General features: G+C 70.5%; 17 protein-coding genes and 2 pseudogenes. 8 read left to right on the top strand and 11 right to left on the bottom strand.

What is annotated here, in order from left to right:
* The first annotated feature begins 40 nt into the window (after positions 1–40).
* Positions 41–1735, top strand: coding sequence for an ABC transporter family substrate-binding protein (locus ACZ5DC_RS24790; protein WP_468656052.1), 1695 nt, complete (start codon positions 41–43; stop codon positions 1733–1735).
* A 231-nt stretch (positions 1736–1966) separates the two neighbouring features.
* On the opposite strand, the gene ACZ5DC_RS24785 is transcribed toward ACZ5DC_RS24790, so the two are convergent.
* Positions 1967–2818: a methyltransferase domain-containing protein gene (locus tag ACZ5DC_RS24785; protein ID WP_468656050.1), complete on the bottom strand. Its 852-nt coding sequence runs from the start codon at positions 2816–2818 to the stop codon at positions 1967–1969.
* 306 nt (positions 2819–3124) lie between these two features.
* Here ACZ5DC_RS24785 and ACZ5DC_RS24780 point away from each other — a divergent pair, with 306 nt between their 5' ends.
* On the top strand, positions 3125–3514 hold the full coding sequence (locus ACZ5DC_RS24780) for an STAS domain-containing protein (protein WP_468656048.1): 390 nt from the start codon (positions 3125–3127) through the stop codon (positions 3512–3514).
* A 389-nt stretch (positions 3515–3903) separates the two neighbouring features.
* Positions 3904–4437, top strand: coding sequence for an EF-hand domain-containing protein (locus ACZ5DC_RS24775; RefSeq protein ID WP_468656046.1), 534 nt, complete (start codon positions 3904–3906; stop codon positions 4435–4437).
* Positions 4438–4597: 160 nt separating this feature from the next.
* Here the strand turns inward: ACZ5DC_RS24775 and ACZ5DC_RS24770 are convergent, their stop codons facing one another.
* The 6 genes and pseudogenes from ACZ5DC_RS24770 to ACZ5DC_RS24745 form a co-directional block, all read right to left on the bottom strand.
* Positions 4598–5503: a class I SAM-dependent methyltransferase gene (locus ACZ5DC_RS24770; RefSeq protein ID WP_468656044.1), complete on the bottom strand. Its 906-nt coding sequence runs from the start codon at positions 5501–5503 to the stop codon at positions 4598–4600.
* Positions 5504–5583: 80 nt separating this feature from the next.
* Positions 5584–6690, bottom strand: a complete 1107-nt coding sequence (locus ACZ5DC_RS24765) for an NAD(P)-dependent alcohol dehydrogenase (protein ID WP_468656114.1) — start codon at positions 6688–6690, stop codon at positions 5584–5586.
* 2 nt (positions 6691–6692) lie between these two features.
* Entirely contained in the window at positions 6693–8096 is a 1404-nt protein-coding gene (locus tag ACZ5DC_RS24760) for an aldehyde dehydrogenase family protein (protein WP_468656042.1), read from the bottom strand.
* A gap of 8 nt (positions 8097–8104) precedes the next feature.
* Complete coding sequence (locus ACZ5DC_RS24755) at positions 8105–8860, bottom strand: (5-formylfuran-3-yl)methyl phosphate synthase (protein ID WP_468656041.1); 756 nt, start codon at positions 8858–8860, stop codon at positions 8105–8107.
* 589 nt (positions 8861–9449) lie between these two features.
* A pseudogene (locus ACZ5DC_RS24750) lies at positions 9450–9646 on the bottom strand (DUF2199 domain-containing protein); the annotation flags it as partial.
* Positions 9647–9846: 200 nt separating this feature from the next.
* A complete protein-coding gene (locus tag ACZ5DC_RS24745; protein ID WP_468656039.1) occupies positions 9847–10209 on the bottom strand; it encodes a winged helix-turn-helix transcriptional regulator in 363 nt (120 codons plus the stop codon).
* Between the two features lie 55 nt (positions 10210–10264).
* Between ACZ5DC_RS24745 and ACZ5DC_RS24740 the strand changes: the two genes are divergently transcribed.
* The 3 genes and pseudogenes from ACZ5DC_RS24740 to ACZ5DC_RS24730 all read left to right on the top strand — a co-directional run bounded on the left by ACZ5DC_RS24740 (position 10265) and on the right by ACZ5DC_RS24730 (position 12801).
* On the top strand, positions 10265–11512 hold the full coding sequence (locus ACZ5DC_RS24740) for an MFS transporter (protein ID WP_468656037.1): 1248 nt from the start codon (positions 10265–10267) through the stop codon (positions 11510–11512).
* Positions 11513–11689: 177 nt separating this feature from the next.
* Positions 11690–11965, top strand: a pseudogene (locus ACZ5DC_RS24735) (SOS response-associated peptidase family protein); the annotation flags it as partial.
* A 188-nt stretch (positions 11966–12153) separates the two neighbouring features.
* Entirely contained in the window at positions 12154–12801 is a 648-nt protein-coding gene (locus ACZ5DC_RS24730; RefSeq protein ID WP_468656035.1) for a putative immunity protein, read from the top strand.
* 599 nt (positions 12802–13400) lie between these two features.
* On the opposite strand, the gene ACZ5DC_RS24725 is transcribed toward ACZ5DC_RS24730, so the two are convergent.
* On the bottom strand, positions 13401–13934 hold the full coding sequence (locus ACZ5DC_RS24725; RefSeq protein ID WP_468656033.1) for a 2'-5' RNA ligase family protein: 534 nt from the start codon (positions 13932–13934) through the stop codon (positions 13401–13403).
* Positions 13935–13943: 9 nt separating this feature from the next.
* A complete protein-coding gene (locus ACZ5DC_RS24720; protein WP_468656031.1) occupies positions 13944–14924 on the bottom strand; it encodes a LysR family transcriptional regulator in 981 nt (326 codons plus the stop codon).
* Between the two features lie 84 nt (positions 14925–15008).
* Here ACZ5DC_RS24720 and ACZ5DC_RS24715 point away from each other — a divergent pair, with 84 nt between their 5' ends.
* Entirely contained in the window at positions 15009–15923 is a 915-nt protein-coding gene (locus ACZ5DC_RS24715; RefSeq protein ID WP_468656029.1) for a PhzF family phenazine biosynthesis isomerase, read from the top strand.
* A gap of 642 nt (positions 15924–16565) precedes the next feature.
* Here the strand turns inward: ACZ5DC_RS24715 and ACZ5DC_RS24710 are convergent.
* Positions 16566–17795 carry an epoxide hydrolase family protein gene (locus tag ACZ5DC_RS24710; RefSeq protein ID WP_468656027.1) on the bottom strand — a complete coding sequence of 410 codons (1230 nt, stop codon included), beginning with the start codon at positions 17793–17795 and terminating at the stop codon, positions 16566–16568.
* A 19-nt stretch (positions 17796–17814) separates the two neighbouring features.
* The gene (locus ACZ5DC_RS24705) at positions 17815–18273 is read right to left on the bottom strand and encodes a nuclear transport factor 2 family protein (RefSeq protein WP_468656025.1); all 459 of its coding nucleotides are present in this window, start codon (positions 18271–18273) and stop codon (positions 17815–17817) included.
* Positions 18274–18700: 427 nt separating this feature from the next.
* Between ACZ5DC_RS24705 and ACZ5DC_RS24700 the strand changes: the two genes are divergently transcribed.
* Entirely contained in the window at positions 18701–20020 is a 1320-nt protein-coding gene (locus ACZ5DC_RS24700; protein ID WP_468656023.1) for an MFS transporter, read from the top strand.
* Positions 20021–20386: the final 366 nt, after the last annotated feature.

Raw genomic sequence — 20386 nt, 5'->3', positions numbered from 1 at the left:
CGGCATCGCTTCACCCCACACAGAAACGGATCAACTCCCCATGCGATCGAGTATCGCCCCGGCCTCCGCGCTCACCGTCGCCCTCGCCCTCGCCCTTACGGCCACCGCCTGCAGTTCCTCCGGGGCCGACGCTCCGAACGCCGGAAAAGCAGGGAACGGCTCGACGCCGGCAGTCGCCTCGGCGAAGGTCGACTACAACCCCCAGCCGTACGACAACATCAAGGACGGAGGTACCTACACCACTGCTGGAACCTTCGACGACCAGGGCAACCCGTTCAACGCCAACGCCACCCTCACCGCGAGCCGTGTGTGGTTCTGGTACAACCCGGATGTCATCACCTACTCCCCCACGGGTGACGTGCAGTACAACCCGGACTACCTCCGTGACGTCAAGGTCACGGTGACCGGCGGCAACCAGCGGGTGATCCTCACACTCAACCCCAAGGCCACCTACAACGACGGCACCCCGATCGACTGGCGGGCCGTGAAGGCGACCTGGCAGGCCAACAACGGCTCGGACAAGGACTACAACGCGACCAACACCGAGGGCTACCGGAACATCGTCTCGGTCACCCGCGGCACCGACGACCGGCAGGCCGTCATCGACTTCAAGGGAGTCGACCCGTGGTGGTCGAGCCTGTTCACGACGTTTCTGCATCCCAAGGCCGCCACGGTCGCCAACTTCAACGACGCCTATGTAAAGAAGGCGCATCCCGAATGGGGCGCGGGTCCCTACACCGTCGGCACCTTCGACACCAAGAGCGGCAACCTCACCTTCGTCCGTAACCCGAAGTGGTGGGGCAAGAAGGGCAAACTCGACAAGCGCGTCTACGTCAACCTGGACTCCGAGGCCGCGATCAACGCCTTCAAGAACGGACAGGTCGACTATGCCGCCACGGGCAGCGCCGAGGGCTTGAAGCAGATCAGCGGCGTCAACGGAACCGAGATCCGTCGTGGCGGCAGCCCCTTCGAGTACTCGCTCTACGTCAACGCGAAGTCCACGGTGCTCAAGGACGTCGAGGTGCGCAAGGCGCTGCTGGAGAGCATCGACAGGACACAGATCGCCAAGATCCAGTTCCAGGGCCTGGACTACTCCGAGCCCCTTCCGGGCTCGGCGCTGCTCTACAGCTTCCAGAAGGGCTACTCGGACAACGTCTCATCGGTGATCAAGTACTCGCCCGACGACGCCAAGAAGACTCTCGACAAGGCCGGCTGGAAGGCCGGCGGCAACGGTGTCCGGGAAAAGAACGGCGCCCAGCTCAGGGTGGGCTACACCCTGCTCGGCGACGACCCGCTGGAGAAGGCAACGGCCAACGCGTTCGCCGCCATGCTCAAGCCGGTCGGCATCCAGGTCGACATCAAGAAGGCGGACGAAGCCGATTTCTCCAAGATCCTCAGCGATCGCGACTTCGACCTCTTCCTCTCCGGCAACCGCTCGACGGACCCCTTCGGCGCTCGCTACCTGTACCAGTTCTACGGCACCGACAGTGACTCCAACCTGACCGGCACCGGAACCCCCGAACTGGACAAGGAGATCCACGCGGCGTCCCGGATATCCGACCCCGCGAAGCAGACGGCCCAGGCCAACGCGATCGAACGCAAGGAACTCGCGCAGTACGCCTTCCTGCCGCTGTACAGCGGTCCCTCCGTCTACGGTGTCAAGAAGGGACTGGCCAACGTCGGCGCCACGATCTTCGGCACCCCGCTCCCGGAGACGGTCGGCTGGCAGAAGTGACTCTTCGTCGCCGTGGGATCGGCAAGGGTCGTGGTGAGCTGACCAGGACGCAGGTCATCCCGATCACCGACGAGGCCCTCGCCGACCGCCGACAGCGGGCACGGCGCACTGCACCGCGTCCCCACCGCGCCGCCGGCCGGCCCCGGGCCGGGGCCGGCCGGCGGCGGGAAGGCCGGGCGCCGGGCGTGCCCATGGCTCGTCGGTCAGCCAGGCGCATCCGCCCGCTCGTGGTCACCGAGGCTGGTAGGCGGTGGCCAGCACGGAGACGGTGACCTGATCGGGCAGGACGCCGTCATCGTTCAGGTCTGCGCGGTTCACATGGCGTGCGCTCGGCGTCATCGCCACCAGGTCCAGGGCATCCAGCCTGGTCAGGGGCGCGGAGTACTCCAGCTCTTCAGTGAAGACGGCCGCGAAGAAGGGGTTCAGTGCCCGGTGCAGGCGCTCTTCCTTGGCCGGGTCGATCGTGACCATCGCCGGCACCTGGCCACGTAGTTCGGCCAGGTGACGCAGGGTGGGCCGGACCACGATCAGCCGGCCGGTCGGGCGCAGTACGCGGTGGAACTCGGCCGGGTTGCGCGGGGCGAACACGTCCAGTACGACGTCGGCCGCCCTGTCGGCCAGTGGGAAGGGACGGAAGGCGTCCCAGGCCGCCGCGGCGGCTCGGCCGTGGGCGCGGGCTGCCGAGCGCAGCGCGCGCACCGAAGTGTCCAGCCCCAGACCACGGGCGCCGGGCAGTCGGTCGAGTACGCCGGCCAGGTAGTAGCCCGTGCCGCATCCCACGTCCACGACCGTGGTCTGCTCCGACGCGGCGTCGGCCGCCAGGCGGGCCCCGACTTCACGGACGGGCGCGTAGGTACCGGTGGACAGGAACCGCTCCCGGGCCCGGACCATGGCTGTGTCGTCGCCGCTGGTGGCGCGGGTGCCCGTCAACAGGCCGGCGTAGCCGTGGCGGGCGATGTCGAAGGTGTGGCCTGCCGGACAGCGCAGGGCGCCGCGGCCAGGGTGCAGGCGGCGCGTACGGCACGTCGGGCAGCGCAGCAGGTCGAGGAACAGATCGAGGGCAGGGGGAAGCGACACGGGCACGAGGCACTCCAGGCAAGGGGTGAAGGGAAGGGACCGTGCCTGCACGCGCGCTCAGAGCGTCACTGCCTCAGGAGGAAACGGGCAGCGTGGGACGTGATGCACGGAGCAGGCACACCGGGGAGGGCGACGCCGTCCGGCATCACCCTCAGCGCCTTCCGGTCACAGGAAGCAGCAGTGCGGGGTGCTCATGAATGCCACGGCATGAGTCTACGAGCGATGCCCGACAGGAGGGAGGCACGGCATAGTCTGGTGGGCAGTTGCGTGGTCCGGGACTGTCGGGGTGCGAGATGGAGGAGGGGGAAGACTGTGCTGCATCTGATCGACCGCAGCGAGGACCTGGTGGTCGCCGCACTTCCACAAGACGTCGATTTCTGCACCAGCGCCGACGTCCGCGCTGCGGGTGAGCGCCTGCTGACCGGCGACTGCCGCTACCTGGTCCTGGACAGCTCATCGGTCACCAGCCTCGACTCCAGCGGCATCACGGTCCTGCTGACTTTCTGGCAGCGTCTGCGGGAGGCCGGGGGCGCCTTGTTCGTGGCCGTACCGGATGAGCACCTGCGGTGGCGGCTGGGCCTCTTGGGTCTGGACACCGTCCTGGTCATCACGGCGACGCTCGATGAAGCCGTCACCCAGGCCCGCCGGCTCCGCGACGGCACCCGTCCCTTCCGCTCCGTGCACCAGCCCGAAAGCGCCTGATCCACCGGGCCAGGCCCATCCGTCGGCCGCGGCGACACTGCGACCTCACGCTGCCCGACATCGAGGCCCCCGGACTCAACGGGCTCGCGAGTCGTGTGGCGGCATCGGCATCCCGACCCCGGCCGGGTCGTCACCCTCCCTGCCGGCGGGCCGGCTCCCATGGACGACTTCTTGGGACATGTCGAAGCAGTCTGTTGTCACAGGCTAGGCATCCGACTTGTCACATTTGCTCACCTGGCATTCTTTCTGTCACCAGAAGCGAAGATCGGGAGCGTGGCGGCTCGCCATGACGGTTCTATGGTCATGGCCGCTACGCGCGCGGGTTGGAGTAGAGGCCCTCACTGGCCCAGGCCCGGAATCGTCGGGTCGCAGAAGACAGGTGACGGACAATGCGAGATGAGGCCGCCAAGCGGGTCGAGCTGGTCTTCTCCCTCTTCGACACCAACGGCAACGGAGTCATCGACTCCGACGACTTCGATCTGATGACGAGCCGTGTCCTGAAAGCGGCGGCCGCTTCGGACGACGACGCCAAGACCGCCATCCAGGCCGCTTTCCGCCGCTACTGGACAACGCTGGCCACTGAACTGGACGCCAACGGCGACGGTGTGATCACCGTGGACGAGTTCCGTCCGTTCGCGCTTGACCCTGAGCGTTTCGGCCCCACGATCGCCGGGTTCGCCGAGGCCCTCTCCGCACTCGGCGACCCCGACGGGGACGGCCTGATCGAGCGCCCCCTCTTCGTATCGCTGATGACGGCGATCGGCTTCGAAGAGGCGAACATCCACGCCCTCTTCGACGCCTTCGGTCCGGACACCGAGGACCGCATCACCGTGGCTACGTGGGAGACCGGCATCAAGGACTACTACGCGCCGGACATGGCCGGTATCCCAGGCGACCAGCTGGTAACCGCCCGGGCCGCCTGACCCGGTCCGTCAGCGGCCGCCCCGCCCGTGGGCCGCACCGCCAGACGTGGCTGCCATGGCCGAACTGCCAGCTCGATCGGGACGCGTCCCACCGAGCGGGGCCCGCGGCCGGGCCCCGCCGCAAGCCTCCGGGCGGACGTCGTCGTGAGCGGTGCGAGTGTCAGGGCGAGGGTTTGTGCGCGAACACCCACCGGTTGCCCTCCAGCGCGTCGTTGGGCTCGGGCAGGGGGCCACGTCGGTGCCGGCGGCTGAAGTGGAAGGGCGTGTGGATCGAGGTGGACCAGCCCTTGGCCGTCAGCTCCCCCGCGGAATCGGGCCGGGGCCCCTTGTCGAAGAGGTGGAGCAGGTCGATGCCGATCTGTTCACGCGTCGCCGTGTAGATCGGGCTGTCGCGGTACGCCTGCAGGTCCTTTTCCAGCTTGGCCTCGAAGGCCAGCGCGCTGCCTTCGGTGGTCAGCCGGTCCACCGTGTCGATGAGGTACCTCTCGACGGGGCTCGGCAGGTAGAAGAGGAGACCCTCGGCCAGCCAGACGCTCGGTGCGGCCGGGTCGAAGCCGGCGCTGGTCAGCGCGGCCACCCAGTCGGCGCGCAGGTCGACCGGCACGGGGACGCGCTTCACCTTCGGGGTGGCTGTCAGGTCCGTGAGCACCTGGTGCTTGAACGCCAGCACGCCCGCCCGGTCGATCTCGAAGACGACGCAGTCGGAGGGCCAGTCGAGCCGGAAGGCACGAGTGTCCAACCCGGCGCCCAGCAGGACGACCTGGCGGGCGCTCGCACGGAGCGAGCTGAGGAGGAAGTCGTCGAGGACCCGGGTCCTCAGGCCGAAGTAGCGGGCGAACCGCCCCCACAGCGGGTTGGCGTCCCCGTCCGGCACCTGTTCGATGCGCACCGGCCAGTCCGCGCACGCCGGGGCGGCGCGCACGAAGTGTTCCGCGTAGGCGTCCTGGGCCAGGCTGTCGTGGCGGTGGGTCTCGATCGCCCGGGCCGCGGCGACCAGGAGGGCGGTCAGACCCACGCCCGCGTCCACACCTTCCACGTCCGTGTGCTGCGGCGCCGTGCCGGCCATGTCTCCTCCGTCGGCGGGAGTGGTGACTACGGGGTGTCTGCTTGTCGGATGCGGTGGGTCCGCGGTGCTGTATGCCTCGCTCATCGGCTTCTTCGCTCCGGGAGAAGGACGGGTTTGACCACGCGGCCCGCGTCGCAGTCGCGTTCGGCCTCGTTGACGTCGGCCAGTGGGTAGGTGCGGATCAGCTGGTCGAAGGGGAACCGCCCGGCCTGCCATAGCCCGGTCAATCGGGGTATCAGCAGTCCAGGCAGGGCGTCCCCTTCGCAGATGTGGCGGATGCTGCGGCCTCGGTCCACAGTGCCCGGTTCGAGCGGCAGCGCGGTGTGGAGCCGTGCCACCAGGCCGAGGCTGCCGGTGGGGCGCAGTGCCCGGAGCGCGTCGTTGATGAGCGGCGGCGAGGCCGTGGTGTCCAGCGCGTACTGCACGCCGCCCTCGGTGAGGCGGCGGATCTGCTCGGGCAGTCCGGCCGTTGCCGCGGGCAGCGGGATCGCGCCGAACCGTTCGGCCAGGGACAGCCGTTGGGGGTGCCGGTCGACGGCCACGGTCAGCGCGCCGGCGGCGGTGGCCGCCATCACGGCGGCCAGGCCCACGGCTCCCGCGCCGAAGACCGCCAGGGTGTCGCCGGGACCGATGCCGAAGGTGTTCAGCACGGCTCCGGCGCCGGTGAGGAAGCCGCAGCCTAGGGGCCCGAGCAGTTCGAGGGGCAGGCCGGGGTCGACCCGGACGGCGTTGCGTGCCGGGACTAGCGCGTACTCGGCGAACGAGGACTGGCCGAACCAGCGGGGGGCCAGCGCTTCCCCGGTCGCGTCGGTGAGCCGCGGCGCGTCCTCCTTGCGTCCTCCGAAGAGGTTGAGGGAGGCGAAGGAGTCGCAGTAGGCGGGGGCAGCGCCGAGACAGGCCCGGCAGTGCCCGCAGGAGTCGAAGCTCAGCACAACGTGGTCACCGACGCCGATCGCGCCGTCCGAGCCGTCGCCGGACGCCACCACGACCCCGGCCCCCTCGTGGCCGAGCACCGCCGGCAGCGGGCTGCGGCCGGCCGATCGCCGGACCGCGAGATCGGTCCGGCACATCCCGCAGCCCGCGATCTCGACCAGGATTTCACCGGCGGCGGGCTCTGTGCGCAGGGTCACCTCCTCGACCGTGAACGGGTCCTCGTACGAGCGCAGTACAGCCGCCTGCCACCTCATCGTCATGCCTCCTGCGGACGGTGGACCACGTACGGCCGGAGGTTGCCGTAGAGCCCCCACGGTCCGCCTGCGACGCCGACACCGCTGTTCTTGACACCTGCGAAGGGTTGGGCGAGGGACAGTTCGGCATGGTGATTGATCCAGGCCGTGCCGCATTCGAGCCGGTCGGCCACGGCCTCGGCCCGGTCGAGATCGGTGCCCCACACAGAGCCGCCCAGCCCGAAGTCGGTGCCGTTGGCCGCCTCCACGGCTTCGTCGAGGTCCCGGTACGGCAGCACCGGCAGGACCGGTCCGAACTGTTCCCCGGTCACCACCGGGTCGTCGGGAGGGACGTCGGTGAGGATAGTGGGGGCGAAGAAGTGGCCGGGTCCGTCGAGCCGGTGGCCGCCGGCCGCCGCCCGGGCGCCGGCTGCCAGGGCCTGACGGGTGACGCGCTCGACGCGGGCCAGCTGGGGAGCGTTGTTGACCGGCCCGAGCCGGGTGTCCGGGTCGAGTCCGGGTCCGACGACGACGGTCTTCGCCCGGTGGGCGAGGGCCTCGACGACCTCGGCGTGGAGCCGGGCCGGCGCGTAGACGCGTTTGACGGCCATGCAGACCTGCCCGCAGTTGCGGAAGGCGGCCCAGAACAGCCGGTCCGCGATGCTGTCCACGTCGACGTCGTCCAGGAGGACGGCCGCGTCGTTGCCGCCCAGTTCCAGGGTGACCCGGGCGAGCGAGGACGCCGCCGCTGCGGCGACGGCCCGCCCGGTCGGCACCGAGCCGGTGAAGGTGACGTGGTGGATTCCCGGATGCGAGACGAGGCGGGCACCGAGGGGTTCACGGCCGGTGACCACGGTCAGGACGTCCTCGGGCAAGGCCGTGGCGAGGACGGAACCGAGCAGCCGGGTGGCGAGCGGGGTGTACGGGGACGGTTTGAGGACGACGGTGTTGCCGGCCGCGAGTGCGGGTGCGAACTTCGCCGCCGCGAGCTGGAGCGGGAAGTTCCACGGCACGATCGCGCCGACGGGCCCGAGGGGACGCCAGCGGATCTCGCTGCGCACGGACCGGCCGTCGTCGATCCGGCGGGTGCGGGGGGCCAGGCCGGCGAAGTAGCGCAGCCGGGCCGCCGTACGGGCGACCTCGGCGTACGACTCGGCCAGAGGCTTGCCCTGTTCCCGGGTGAGCAACGGAGCGAGGTCGTCCCCGGCCGCCTCCACGGCGTCGGCGGCGGCGCGCAGCCCGGTGGCGCGGGCGGCCGGATCGGCGCGCCATCCGGCCCAGGCACGCCGGGCCCGGTCGACCACGGCGTCCAGCTCGTCCGGCTGCTGGTCGGGGGCCTCGTCGAAGGGCGCCCCGGTGGCCGGGTCGACGACGGCGAGGCGCTCGGCACGGTGTCCGGGGGTGCGGTCGGCTTGGGGTGTCAGCATCCCGGTGGTCAGCTCACGGCCGGGACGCCGGCGGTGTGTTCCTGGGCCTGCCGGTCCATCTCCGCTCGGAAGGCGGCGACCAGATGCGGCCGGATCCTTCCGGCGTTGCGGTCACCGCCCTCACAGACCGCTCCCCGTACGCCCACGATGTCCGTACCGATGCGGGTCAGCGGGCCGAGGTCGGCCTGGGTGACACTGCCCGCGAGGGCCGCGAGGCGACCGGATGCGTGGGTCAGCCGGACGAACTCGGCGCACACGTCCGGCGGAACGTGGTCGAACAGCCGGGTCCCGTCCTTGACGGCGGTGTCGAGCATGGCCGCGTCGGCGCCGGAGCGGGCGGCGATGTCGGGCACGGCGAGCGGATTGACGCAGCCGATCCGGTGGGCGTCGGCATAGCCCGAGGCGACGACGAGCGCGTCCGGGCGGTGATCCTTCACCGCCCGGACGACCGCGCGCATGACCTCGATGCCCTGGTCGGGCGTCGTACATCCATAGAGGCCGACCTTGATGTAGGTAGCCCCGGAGACGACCGCGCCGAGCGCGGCCTGAGCCACTGTGCCGGGCTTGTACGGGACATCCCCCACGGTCGCGGACACCGGCTTGTCCGCCGGGACCGCGTCGCGGATCTCCCTGATGACCCAGGGGAAGTTCGCGCCGAGAGAGCCCTCATCAGGCTTCTTGACGTCGACGATGTCGAGATGCTCCGCCGCCTTCACGCAATCGAGAGCCTCCTCGACACCGTCCGGGGAGATGAGAAGCAACACCCTGACCTCCTTCACCGCAAGCCCGCCCGTCCGAGGGACGGGGACCGCGGATCACCTGGCTCGTGTGTGGTGCGCTCATCATTTCCGTCACCCTGGGGAACCGGTAGGGCGCACACAGTGCCCATAAGGTGTTCGGGCCACATGCAGTGCGCCGTACATACTGGACGTAATCGCGCCACAGGCGACGATTTGCCCGGTCGGTGAAAACCTGCCTGGTGGGTATCGAGCGCCCGCGCAACAGCGGTCGGCAGCCAAGCAGTGGAACTGGGGCCTCGCGGGACTCCACTGACTGCGGCTCCACAGGACGGTCGAGAAGAGGCATGTGTCCCTGAACGCGATCGTTGGCGCTCCGGGCCAAGTGGGTGCTCAGATCCGTTGCCCGCGGGTCAGCCACCGTGGAGGGCCCACTCGCCAAGGCCGCCGTAGATGTGCGCTTCGAGGCATTGCGGGGCGTCAAGGCCCACGGCCTCACCCCGGTACACGGCGATGAGGGAGTCCTCGCCCCGCCACGCGGTCCCGATGAACCGCTGTGCCCTGCGGCTCAGGCCGGCAGGCGCGACCGGGACGGGCGATACGGGCTGGTAAGCCATTACTTCTGCACGCCGTCACCAGCGTGGAGCACGACCGACGCAACTTCCCGCACGCGCTCCAGGCTGATCCCTGTGTGCTGCTCGACGGCGAGGGGTGGTCGGTGGGCTCCAGCTCGACGAAGGGGCGCTCGCCGACCGGACGGGTATGGACGTGCGTCTTCAGGTTGAGCGTCGTCGTCGGGTACACCGGAAGATCGGGCTGACCTGGCCCAGACACGTCAGTTGCGGTGCTTGGCGTCAGAACGGTTGCGCCGGCCGGTCCGCATCCGGCTCCGCCACCCGGACACAGCGCATCCGGACGCCGTCGCTGTAGACCGCCCACATGCTCCTCGCCCACGGCATCGAGACACGCCCGGCTCGTACAGCGGACAGTACCCGAGTCGGTCGGGGAGCGAGTCACCGTCGTGCATCGGCCTGTGCGCGGGCGCGTTGGATGTCGGGGACGTGCCTCTCGGCCCATTCCCGGACGGCACGCAGGGGTGTCAGCAGTGACCGCCCGAGGTCGGTGAGGGCGTACTCGACATGCGGGGGATGCGCGGGGATCTCCGTTCGAGAGATCAGACCGTCGTACTCCATCGCGCGAAGCGTCTCGGTGAGCGCCTTCGATGTGATCCCACGGATGTGCGCCTTGAGCTCCGTGAACCGCATCGGCCTGTCATCCAGCGCGTTCACGACGAACACCGTCCAGCGCGCCCCGATCCGGTGCAGAACGGTGCGGCTGGGGCAGGTCGCGGCCATGACGTTGTACGAGTCACCCATGCACGGCTCCCGGTAGCGTTGAGGATACCGGTATAAAATCTATACCGTCCGGGCTGTGACTCTTCCCGATCGCACGATCCGTCCCTCCATAGCCCTGCACCGCCGCTTCGTCGCAGCGATCGCCATCGACTCGATCGGCACGGGTGTCTTCGTCCCCGTCTCCCTGCTGTACTTCCTGGCCACGACGTCGCTGACGCTGGTGCAGGTGGGCGCGGCGCTGACGACGGCCGGGCTACTGGCGCTCCCGGTAGGCCCGTTGTGCGGAGGACTGGTCGACCGGTACGGCACCAAGCCGCTGCTGCAGGCGGCGAACCTGGCCCAGGCCCTCGGCTTCGCCGGGTATCTCGTCGTGGGCCAGACATGGCAGATCGCCGTCTGCGCCTGGCTCAACAGTGCCGGGCGGGCGGTGTTCTTCGGATGCTACGGCGCGACCGTCACGGCGCTGGCCGGGCCCGGCCAGCGCGAGCGCTGGTTCGGTCTGCTGGGGTCGGTACGAAACATCGGCTACGCACTCGGCGGCCTCCTCACCGCCGTCGCCGTGAGCTTCGGTACGCACGGCGTCTACACCGCGATCGTGGTCGTCAACGCCTTGTCCTATCTGGCGGCCTTCGTTCTGACGCGGGCGGTGCCGAACCTGCGTCCCGAGGAGGGTCAGGACGCTGCCGGAGGCTGGGGACGTGTCCTCCGGGACCTGCGGTACCTGTCGGTGGTCGCGCACCAACTGTGCTTCGCGATCTCCTTGTTCGCCCTCAACATCGCGATACCGGTCTACGCCGTGGACGTGCTGGGGCTGCCCGGCTGGACTGCCGGCGCTGTCTTCACGCTCAACACCCTGATGGTCGGCTTCGGCCAAGGTGTCGTCGTGGGGTGGCTCAGCGGGCGGATCCGCAGCCGCGTCCTCGTCGCCGGACACGTCTGCTTCGCGACCGGCTACCTCCTGTTCCTCACCGCCGGCCGCGTGGCCGCGCTCGCCCCGGCGGTCGGTATCGTGCTGGTCGGTGCCATCAGCTACACCTTCGGTGAGATACTCGGCGGCCCCGTCACGTCCACCATCGCCGCGGAGAGCGCCCCTGACGCCCTGCGCGGCCGGTACCTGGCCCTCAACCAGCTCGCCATCAGTGCCGCGGGAGCGCTCGCTCCGGCCGCCCTCTCCGGGTTGCTGTCCACGGGGGCAGCCACGATCTGGCTGACCCTGGTCGGCGTCAGCGTCCTCGGAGCCGCGCTCGCCACCACGATCGGCACAGTGGTGCCGGCGGCGCGGAGCCACATCGGGGGTGTCCAGGGTCCGTCTCTCCGGTCATGATCGGAGCCAGACGACGACGGCCGCGAAGGACACGGTGCCGAGGAAGACGTGCCCTTGCTTGTCATAACGGGTCGTCACGGCGCGGAACCCCTTGAGCTTGTTGAGTGACCGCTCGACGACGTTGCGCTTTTTGTATCGCCTTTCGCCGAAGCCGGAAGGCCGGCTGCTATGCGAACCAAGGCGCGCAAACAGCCGCACTTCATCCACCCCGCGGACGGCCGGGTGATGGCGCTGGCCGGGCTGTACGAGTACTGGCGCGATCCGGCCGTCGCCCCAGTCGACGACCCGGCTGCCTGGCTGACGACCTGCACCATCATCACCACCGAGGCCACCGACGCGACCGGCCGTGTGCACCCGCGCATGCCCCTCGCCCTCACCGAGGACCACTACCAGGCCTGGCTCGACCCCGCGCATCAGGACTCGGACGAACTGCGGGCTCTCCTCGGCCTGCCGAGGGAGAGGCGAGGACGAGTCCGCGGACGTCGGCGGCGCCGGAGCCCGGAGCAGGAGCGGTCGGCTCACCGGTTCCAGCCTGCCGTGGCCGGCGGTCTTCCGCGATCCTGTCTACTCCGGTGCCGGTCCACATGGGGCCGGCTCATGGAGCCGCCTGGCTGTCCAGCGCAATGGTCGAGGATGGAGTCATGACAGGGGAAGCGAGCGAGATCACTCTGAGTAAGCAAGATCTTCGTGAGGTCACCGCGTTCGCTGCAGCGTGCGCTGAAGTGGTGCTCCAGGTGTTCGAGAACGACCAGCCAGACGACTTGCGGCCACGAGACGCAATCGGCGCCGCATGGGAGTTCGCTCGAGGTGGTGAGCGAGGGAAGGCTCTGCGAGACAAAGCGTGGGCGGCGCTCCAGGCAGCCAAGAGCGCGGACACCGCGGCTGCGCGCGAGGCGGCTCGGGCAGCGATGTCTGCGGCAGCCGCCGGCTATTTGCATCCGCTGGCCAAGGCCACACAGGTCAAGCACATTCTCGGCGCTGGCGCTTACGCGGCCAGAGCGGCCGAACTCGTCGCCGGCGACGACCGGAGCGTTGGTGCCGAGCACCTTGAGCAGACGCTGCGTCGTGCAACACCGGTCGTCGTTGACGTGCTCAAACGCTTCCCAACGGCGCCGAGTGGCGGCGGACGGGTAGGGGAGTTGATCCGCATTCTGGACGCTGACCTTCGTTCACTCATCCTCGCGGGTCAGCAGGGCCCGGCGGACCTCGCCCCAACAGTCCTCGGTGCGCCGGACCCCGTCCCGTTCGATCTCCGCCCCGTCGGCGTCGACATCACCGCACCACAGTAGGGTGGCGCGGCCGTGCCGGGCGGTGCGGTGCGGTGGCGCACGATGTCGGCGTGGGACGCTCCACGATCTCCAGCACCCGGTCCACCACGACCGATCACCGCACCCGCTCACGCGCCCTACCGGTGCATGTACCGCTTGACGCCGGGCGCGGCCTGGTCGGCGTGTCCGGCCGGCGTCCGGGTCGTTGTGCTGGCATTGCGCGCATGAGGCGCTCTACGGCACGCGCGCTCGAGGGCCCTGCTGCCCACCCGGCGCGGGCCCTCGCCTCCCCTATGGCGTTTCGGAGCTGCGGTCACGCGGCGCTCCACTGATGGGGCCGGCCCCGCGCCACTCCGCTCAGCGCGGATCGTCCAGCACCCTGTCCGGGTCAGCTACTCCAGCCGCTTCCGGTGAGACGGCCAGGGCGTGGTCGGGGTGCGACGGGCCCAGGATCTCGTCCCGGCCGTGCCCGTGCAGGGTGACCCGGCGGCCGCCGGACTGCGACGGCCGGTGCACTGTCCACGCCCCCAGGCTCGCCCGCACCGCGGTGCCCTGGCCGGCCCTCGACGTCGTACGGGCAGCGGCGAACCAGCGTCCGTCGCCTGCGACGACGGGTGGGCTCAGGGGCGGGGCACCAGCACCTCCAGGGCGCCGGTCCGGGTGTCGTAGCTGCGCAGGGTGGTGAGCCGGAGCGACAGCGGCGGTGCCGGCAGCAGCTCGGAAACCCGCCGGTCGGCGAAGGCACCAGTCCGTCGGGTCCGGCCGAGGGTGATGTGCGGGCTCCAGCGCCCGGGTTCGTGCAGGGGGTTGAGGGTCTCGGGCGGACTGTCGGAGGCCACCGCGTCCCACACCCGGCGGTGGAACCCGGCCAGCGCGGAGTCGAGGTCCAGCGCCCAGGCCAGAACCGAGGTGGGCCGCTCGAAGCGGACCACGCCGGTGCACCGCACCGGCAGCGGCAGGGTGGCGGCCGCTTCGGCGAGTTCCCAGCGGATCGCAGCGGTGAGTTCCGGGCAGGCGGCCAGTGTGAGGTGGGGGCTGTTGGTCGGTGAGCGGTGGCGTGCCTGACTGGGCAGCCCCGCGTCCGCCAGTCGCCGCCAGGCCGTCCTGACCGCCAGATCCGCCGCCTCGTCCAACAGGAGCTCGACCGTGCGCACCGCCGCAGCCTACCGGCGATCGCCCGCGGTTCCATCGCCGGCCGGCCCGTCGGCCCGGGGGCTGGTCGGCCGCCTGGTGCCCGCCGTCCCTGCTCCGGCCCGTGCGAGGTGCCGGACGAGGGCGCGGGCGACCTCGCGCGCGGCGGGCGCCGCCCAGCGCCGGCGGTGCCGGGCCAGTCGTACGGGTACGTCGGGCAGGGGAGGGCCGTCGAGGGCGATCCCGCGCAGCCGTCCGTCGCGCAGGTGCTCGGCGACGGTCGTCGCGGGCAGCAGGGTCAGGCCCAGGCCCGCCGCGGCGCAGGAGCGGGCCGCGTCCACGCTGCCGAACCGGGTGATGCGCGGGTTCGCGCCGGGCGCGGCGTGCAGCCGCTGTTCGAAGGCGTCGCTGTAAGCGCAGCCCTCCTCGAGGAGGAAGAAGTGCTCGGCTGCCAGATCGCCCCAGGCCGCGGGGCGGTCACGGCCTGCCAGCGGGTGGCCGGGGGCGGCGACGAGGGTGAGGGCCTCGCGGGCGACCGGTTCGGTGGCGATCTCGGGGGACTCGGCGTCCTCGGTCATCAGCAGCGCCAGGTCGAGGTGGCCGGAGCGCAGCCCTTGTACGCACTCCTCGGTGCCGGCCGCGCGCAGGTCGACGTCCACGTCGGGGTGTTCGGTGCGCAGAGCGGCGATCACGGCCGGCAGCCGGGTGGCGCACAGCGATTCCGGTGTGCCGACCACCACCCGGCCCGCGACGGGCCCGTCCTCGCCGGCCGCGGAGCGCAGTCGGGCCACGGCGTCGAGCACCTCCTCGGCCTCCGCGAGGAGCCGTCGGCCGGCCTCGGTGAGGGGGGCGCCGGTGGGCAGCCGGTCGAACAGCGGCACGCCGAGGTCGCGTTCGAGGGTGCGGATGTGCACGGTGACCGTTGACTGCGCGAGGTGGAGTTCGGTCGCGGCGGCGGTGAAGCTGCCGGCGCGGGCAAGCGTGGTGAAGGTCGTCAGCAGTCGCGTGTCCACCCGCACAGCCTATGCGGAAAGCCGATGGAACGCATCACAATCCATCGTTGGACGCGATAGGGCCAGGGGTGCCAGGGTTTGCCCATGACCAACGACACGACCTCCGCCGTCGGCGACAGCGCGACCACCGCCCCGGCCCACGGCGGCGCGGCCCCCGAGATCCTGCGCTACTCCGCGTTCACCCGCACCCCGGACGGCGGCAACCCCGCCGGGGTCGTGCTCGACGCCTCCGGACTGGACGCGGCGGCCATGCTCGCCGTCGCCGCCGAGGTGGGTTACTCGGAGACCGCCTTCGTCACCGCCGCCGATCAGGACGCCCGGCGCTTCACGGTGCGCTACTTCAGCCCGTTGGCGGAGGTGGCCTTCTGCGGGCACGCGACGGTGGCCCTGGCCGTCGCCCTCGCCGACCGGCTGGGCCCCGGCGACCTCGCCCTGGACACCCCGGCGGGCGCCATCGCGGTGACGACCGCCACCGACGGCGCGGGGGTGGTGCAGGCGACGCTCACCAGCGTGCCGACCCGGTCCCGCCCGGCGCTCGCCGGCGAGCTGGCGGCCGCCCTCACGGCCCTCGGCTGGAGCGCGTCGGACCTCGACCCCGCGCTGCCGCCGCACGTCGCCTTCGGCGGCAACGACCACCTGGTGCTGGCTGCGGCCTCCCGCGAGCGGCTGGCCGCGCTCGACTACGACTTCGACGCGCTCGCCGAGGTCATGCGCCGGTACGGCTGGACCACCGTCGACCTGGTGTGGCGCGAGTCGCCGCGCCGTTTCCACGCCCGCAACCCGTTCCCCGTCGGCGGTGTCGTGGAGGACCCGGCGACGGGCGCGGCGGCGGCCGCGTTCGGCGGCTACCTGCGCTCCCTCGGGCTGGTCACCGAGCCTGCGGACATCGCGGTGCGGCAGGGCGAGGACATGGGCCGCCCGAGCGACCTCGTCATCGGTGTGACGCCCGAGGACGCCCGCGTACGGGTCACCGGCACGGCCGTGCTTCTCCCCCGCTGACGGCCCGTCGGCGGTGCGTCGTGCCGGGTCGGCCTCCACGATGGCTGCCGGGCGCACGGTCGTGGAGTCGACCGACACGTCCCAGGCGGTCTCGCCCACCGCATCGGCCATGGCCTGCACATGCTGCGGCAAGCTTCCCCAGGGGGGTCCGCACCTGACCGCGCCTTTGCACCTTGGTCGTCCACAGCGAGCACCTCCGCTCGGCAGTCGGGCCCCCCGGACGTGTCTTAGGCGGCATTCACCGCCCAGGGGCGCGGGCGGGGCCACGGCGGCCGGGCTTGCACAGCCACGGGCCGATCACGACGCGCTCGTCGCCCGCCTCGATCCACGACCGGGCACCTGCGGATGCCGTACGACTACGTTGCGGGCGAAGTGAGGTCGGCCGGCGCAGGCGCCTGGTTTCCGGTCGGGCGGTGGCCGGCCGGGCGATGCCCGTGCCGGGCCGCTGCTCGTGCAGTCGCTGTCCGCATACGGCGCCTGGGCCCTCCAGCGATGTGCGGCCGGGGCTCCGTACAGCTCCCTGCCAGGATCGGTGAACCGGTCGTCGGCCGGCTCGGGCAGCTTCCGCGGGCGTGCCGAGGCCGGGGCGGCCGCCGACGCCCCCTCGACCACTCAGTCGCTGTCGGCGGGCGGTCGAGGTGGTCAGCGCAGTTTGCGGTAGGTCGCGCGGAGGTCCTGGATCCAGGCCTCGGGGTTCTCGTACGGGCCGAAGTGGCCGCCCTTCGCATGGACGTTCACGTCACGTATGTCGGCGTAGAACTGCCCGCCGCCCGCCTCGAAGACCGCGATGCGCTCCTCGCGGGTCTGCGCTCCGGGTGAGGGGTCGCCCAGGAGGAACGTGAAGCCGGCCGGCGCCCGGACGTACGGGGTCTCGTCGTGGACCGGCTCGGGCGGATACAGACTGGCGTTGCGGTAGGCGCGGATCGAGGAGCCGATCGCCTGGTTGACCCAGAAGATCGTGGCGAAGGTGAGGATGTCGTCGGCCGGCCATTCCTCCTCGAAGTCGGCGTTGCGGTCGCTCCAGGTCCGCCATCGCTTGAGGATCCAGGCCAGCAGACCGGCCGGGGAGTCGTTGAGCCCGTGGGTGAGGGTCTGCCCGTCGAGCAGGTGAGCCGTGACGTGTGAGACGTACACGTTGTTGCGGCGGATGAGCCGGGACCGGTCAGGTTCCGGCGTGCCCGGGGCCGGCTGGCCGCCCGACAGGTCCCAGAAGCGGTCGCCCTGGAACATCGCGGGCGGCATCTCGTTGCCCAGGTGGATGCCGTGGAGCGAGTCGGCGTACTTGTGGCCGAGCCGGGCCCCCACGAGGGCGCCGTAGTCGGCGGCGCCGACGCCGTATCGGTCGTAGCCGAGCACTTCGGTCATCAGGGTCTGGAAGCGGTCCGCCATAGTGGCGTAGTTCTCCCGGGGGCTGGCCAGCGGCGTGGAGAAGCCGAAGCCGGGTAGTGAGGGGATCACCACGTCGAAGGCGTCGGCGGCGTCACCGCCGTGTGCGGCCGGGTCGGCGAGCGGACCGATGACCTTGTGCCAGTGGTGGTGGGTCCAGGGCCAGCCGTGCAGGAGGAGCAGCGGGATCGGCGCCGGTCCCTTGCCGCGCTCGTGGACGAAGTGCACCGGTGTGCCTGCGACGTCCAGGCGATGCTGGTTGACGGTATTGAGTCGGGCCTCCGCCGCGCGCCAGTCGAAGCCGTCGGCCCAGTACTCCACGAGCGGCCGGAGGACGGCCGTGCTCAGGCCGTAGATCTCGTCGTCGTTCTCCGGGTCGGGTGCGAAGCGGGTGGCCTTCAGGCGAGTGCGCAGGTCGTTAAGGACCTCCTGGTCGACGTCGATGGTGAAGCGGTCGAGGGATGGGCGGGATGCGGTACTGCTCACAGGGCTGCTGCTTTCGGGTTCAGTAGGTGAGGTCCATGCGCAGACGCGTCAGCACCAGTTCGGTGATCTTCCACTCACCGTCCGCCTTGGTGAACTGGACGCGGTAGTGGCCGAATCCGTGCATCTCGGTGAACTGGGCGTTCCCGTTCTCGTCGGTGCGTGCGGGCCGTTCGATCAGGTCTTCCATCGCCCAGACGCCACGGGCGGAGACCGCGGACTCGATGTCGATCTCGTCGGAGAACAGGTGGTGGACGACGACGGCCCCGGGTCCGACACTCGTGGGGATCGAGGAGGCGATCTCCTGCCTTCCACGCATGTGCCGTGCGACGGTTCCGTCGGCGTTGTGCGGCGTGAAGGTGCCCTGGGGTGTGAACAGGGCGGCGAGTTCGTCCCACCGCTGGTGGTCCGCGTTGTACACGTAGCGCGCCATCAGCCGGCGCAACTCCTCGATGATGCGAAGGCGTTCGATGTCATCCATGAGTGACGCTTCCGTTCGTTCACGTCGTCGGCGACTGCCGGGAGCACTCATGCTGCTCCGAAAAAATTGGACCGGCGAGTTCAGAAGCAGAGCCCCGCCGGGTTACACCACGAGCGGGCCCCGCGCCGTCGACGACCTCGTCACGGATGCCCCTGCGGCCGGCTACGCGGGCATGACCCTGCACGGCGGATCCACGACCAGGTCGCGAACGGGCCGCCGGACCAGCGGCAGGCGTTGACGCCCGGACACGCCGAGCACCCACCCCCACAGTTACATGTTAAGGCTACCTGTTCAGTTTGCCTGTAGTATCGATGCCATGAGGATACGTAAAGCACCATCGGCCCGTCATGCGGCCGACAAGACGGGCGGGCAGCCGTCTGAACAGCGTGAGGCGCCGGCCCCAGGCTGGCGGTTCACTCTCCCCCTCATGCTCGGGTCGTCCCTGAACCCGATCAACAGTTCGATCATCGCTACGACGCTGATCGCCATCGGACACACCTTCCACGCCGGAGCGGCTTCCACCATCTGGCTGGTCTCCGCCCTCTACCTGGCCAGCGCCATCGGCCAGCCCACCATGGGCCGGCTCGCCGAACGCTTCGGTCCGCGTCGCGTCTTCATCGTGGGGCTGACCCTCGTCGGGATCGGTGGCGCGCTGGGCACCGTCGCGACCAACCTGCCGACCCTGGTGACGGCCCGCGTCATCCTCGGCGTGGGCACCTCGGCCGGCTACCCGACCGCGATGGTGATCGTGCGCCGCTGGGCCGCCGACCACGAGCCGGCCCGCACGGGTGGCACACTCGGCGCGCTGGCCATCGCGGCGCAGGTGACCTCGGCCCTCGGCCTGCCGCTGGGTGGCCTGCTGGCAGCGGCCGCCGGCTGGCGGATCACCTTCTTCGTCAACGTGCCCTTGGTCCTGACCGGCGTGCTGATGGCGTTCGCCTGGGTACCGCGCGACCTCCCCCGCGCCGAGAGGACCGGCGACACCACACCACCGGCCCGCCTGGACACCCCGGGAATGGCGCTCTTCTCGGGCACGATCGCCTCCCTGCTGTTCTTCCTCAACGACCTGCACCACCCACGCTGGTGGCTCGGCGCGCTGGTAGTGGTCCTGCTCGCCGCCCTGGTGCTGTGGGAACGCCGGACGGACGACCCGTTCGTCGACGTCCGCATGCTGTCCAGGAACAAGCAGCTGAGCGCCACCTACCTGCGGGTCTGCCTCACCTTCCTGCTCAACTACTGCATCCTGTACGGCCTCACCCAGTGGCTTCAGGAGACGCGGGGGCTGTCCGCCATCGGCGTGGGCCTGCTGATCCTGCCGATGTCCGTGTTCGCCGCGCTCATCTCCCTCCCCTTCGCACGCCGCAACCTGGTGCGTTCCGCGCTGTACTGCACAGCCGCCGCGTCGGTGATCGGACCGGTCGGCCTGCTGCTGTTCACCTCGACCACCCCGATCTGGATCCTCGTACTGATCACCATGGTCTTCGGAGTCGTCTCGGGCCTGGGCGTCATCGGCAACCAGGCCGCCCTCTACCAGCAGGCACCCGCCGAAGCCGTGGGCGTCGCCGCCGGACTCATGCGTACCTTCACCTACCTGGGCGCCGTACTCTCCTCCAGCCTCATCAGCCTCTCCTTCGGCGACCGGGCCACCGACAGCGGCCTGCACACGATCACTTTCGCCCTCCTCGGCCTCGGCGCGGTCCTCCTCGCCATCACCCCCTCGGGAGCCCGTGACCTGAAGACGTCCTGAGGCGTTCACGGCACCACCCGGCCCGACAGACCGGCTCACGCCCCTCACACTGTTCCGCACAGCAGTCCGCCCACCCCAACAGCTCCAGCGGCCTTCGGAGTAACGGCAGTCGTTCCCCTCTCATATGGGCCCGTGGCTCCCCCGCTGCGACCGTGCCACCATGCCGAATTCCTGATGCCGGGGGCATCTCTCCCGGCAGTCGCACCGACCTATCACCGGACGGGTGACCCCCTCAGGACTCGGGGACCACCGGGCACCCCGCGCCGCACATGTGGAAACACCTCATCGACACACCCCGCCGCGCCCGGCGGCCACACCTTGCCGGGTGCACAGTGAGAAGCACATATCTGCAAAGGGAAGGACACA

Source organism: Streptomyces sp. NPDC031445 (genome assembly GCF_055581365.1).
This window is presented reverse-complemented; position numbering and strand designations above follow the sequence as displayed.

Coding starts and splice junctions, on each gene's coding strand:
- ACZ5DC_RS24790 (WP_468656052.1), top strand. CDS start 41: ATGCGATCGAGTATCGCCCCGGCCTCCGCGCTCACCGTCGCCCTCGCC.
- ACZ5DC_RS24775 (WP_468656046.1), top strand. CDS start 3,904: ATGCGAGATGAGGCCGCCAAGCGGGTCGAGCTGGTCTTCTCCCTCTTC.
- ACZ5DC_RS24770 (WP_468656044.1), bottom strand. CDS start 5,503: ATGGCCGGCACGGCGCCGCAGCACACGGACGTGGAAGGTGTGGACGCG.
- ACZ5DC_RS24765 (WP_468656114.1), bottom strand. CDS start 6,690: ATGAGGTGGCAGGCGGCTGTACTGCGCTCGTACGAGGACCCGTTCACG.
- ACZ5DC_RS24760 (WP_468656042.1), bottom strand. CDS start 8,096: ATGCTGACACCCCAAGCCGACCGCACCCCCGGACACCGTGCCGAGCGC.
- ACZ5DC_RS24745 (WP_468656039.1), bottom strand. CDS start 10,209: ATGGGTGACTCGTACAACGTCATGGCCGCGACCTGCCCCAGCCGCACC.
- ACZ5DC_RS24730 (WP_468656035.1), top strand. CDS start 12,154: ATGACAGGGGAAGCGAGCGAGATCACTCTGAGTAAGCAAGATCTTCGT.
- ACZ5DC_RS24715 (WP_468656029.1), top strand. CDS start 15,009: ATGACCAACGACACGACCTCCGCCGTCGGCGACAGCGCGACCACCGCC.
- ACZ5DC_RS24705 (WP_468656025.1), bottom strand. CDS start 18,273: ATGGATGACATCGAACGCCTTCGCATCATCGAGGAGTTGCGCCGGCTG.
- ACZ5DC_RS24700 (WP_468656023.1), top strand. CDS start 18,701: ATGCTCGGGTCGTCCCTGAACCCGATCAACAGTTCGATCATCGCTACG.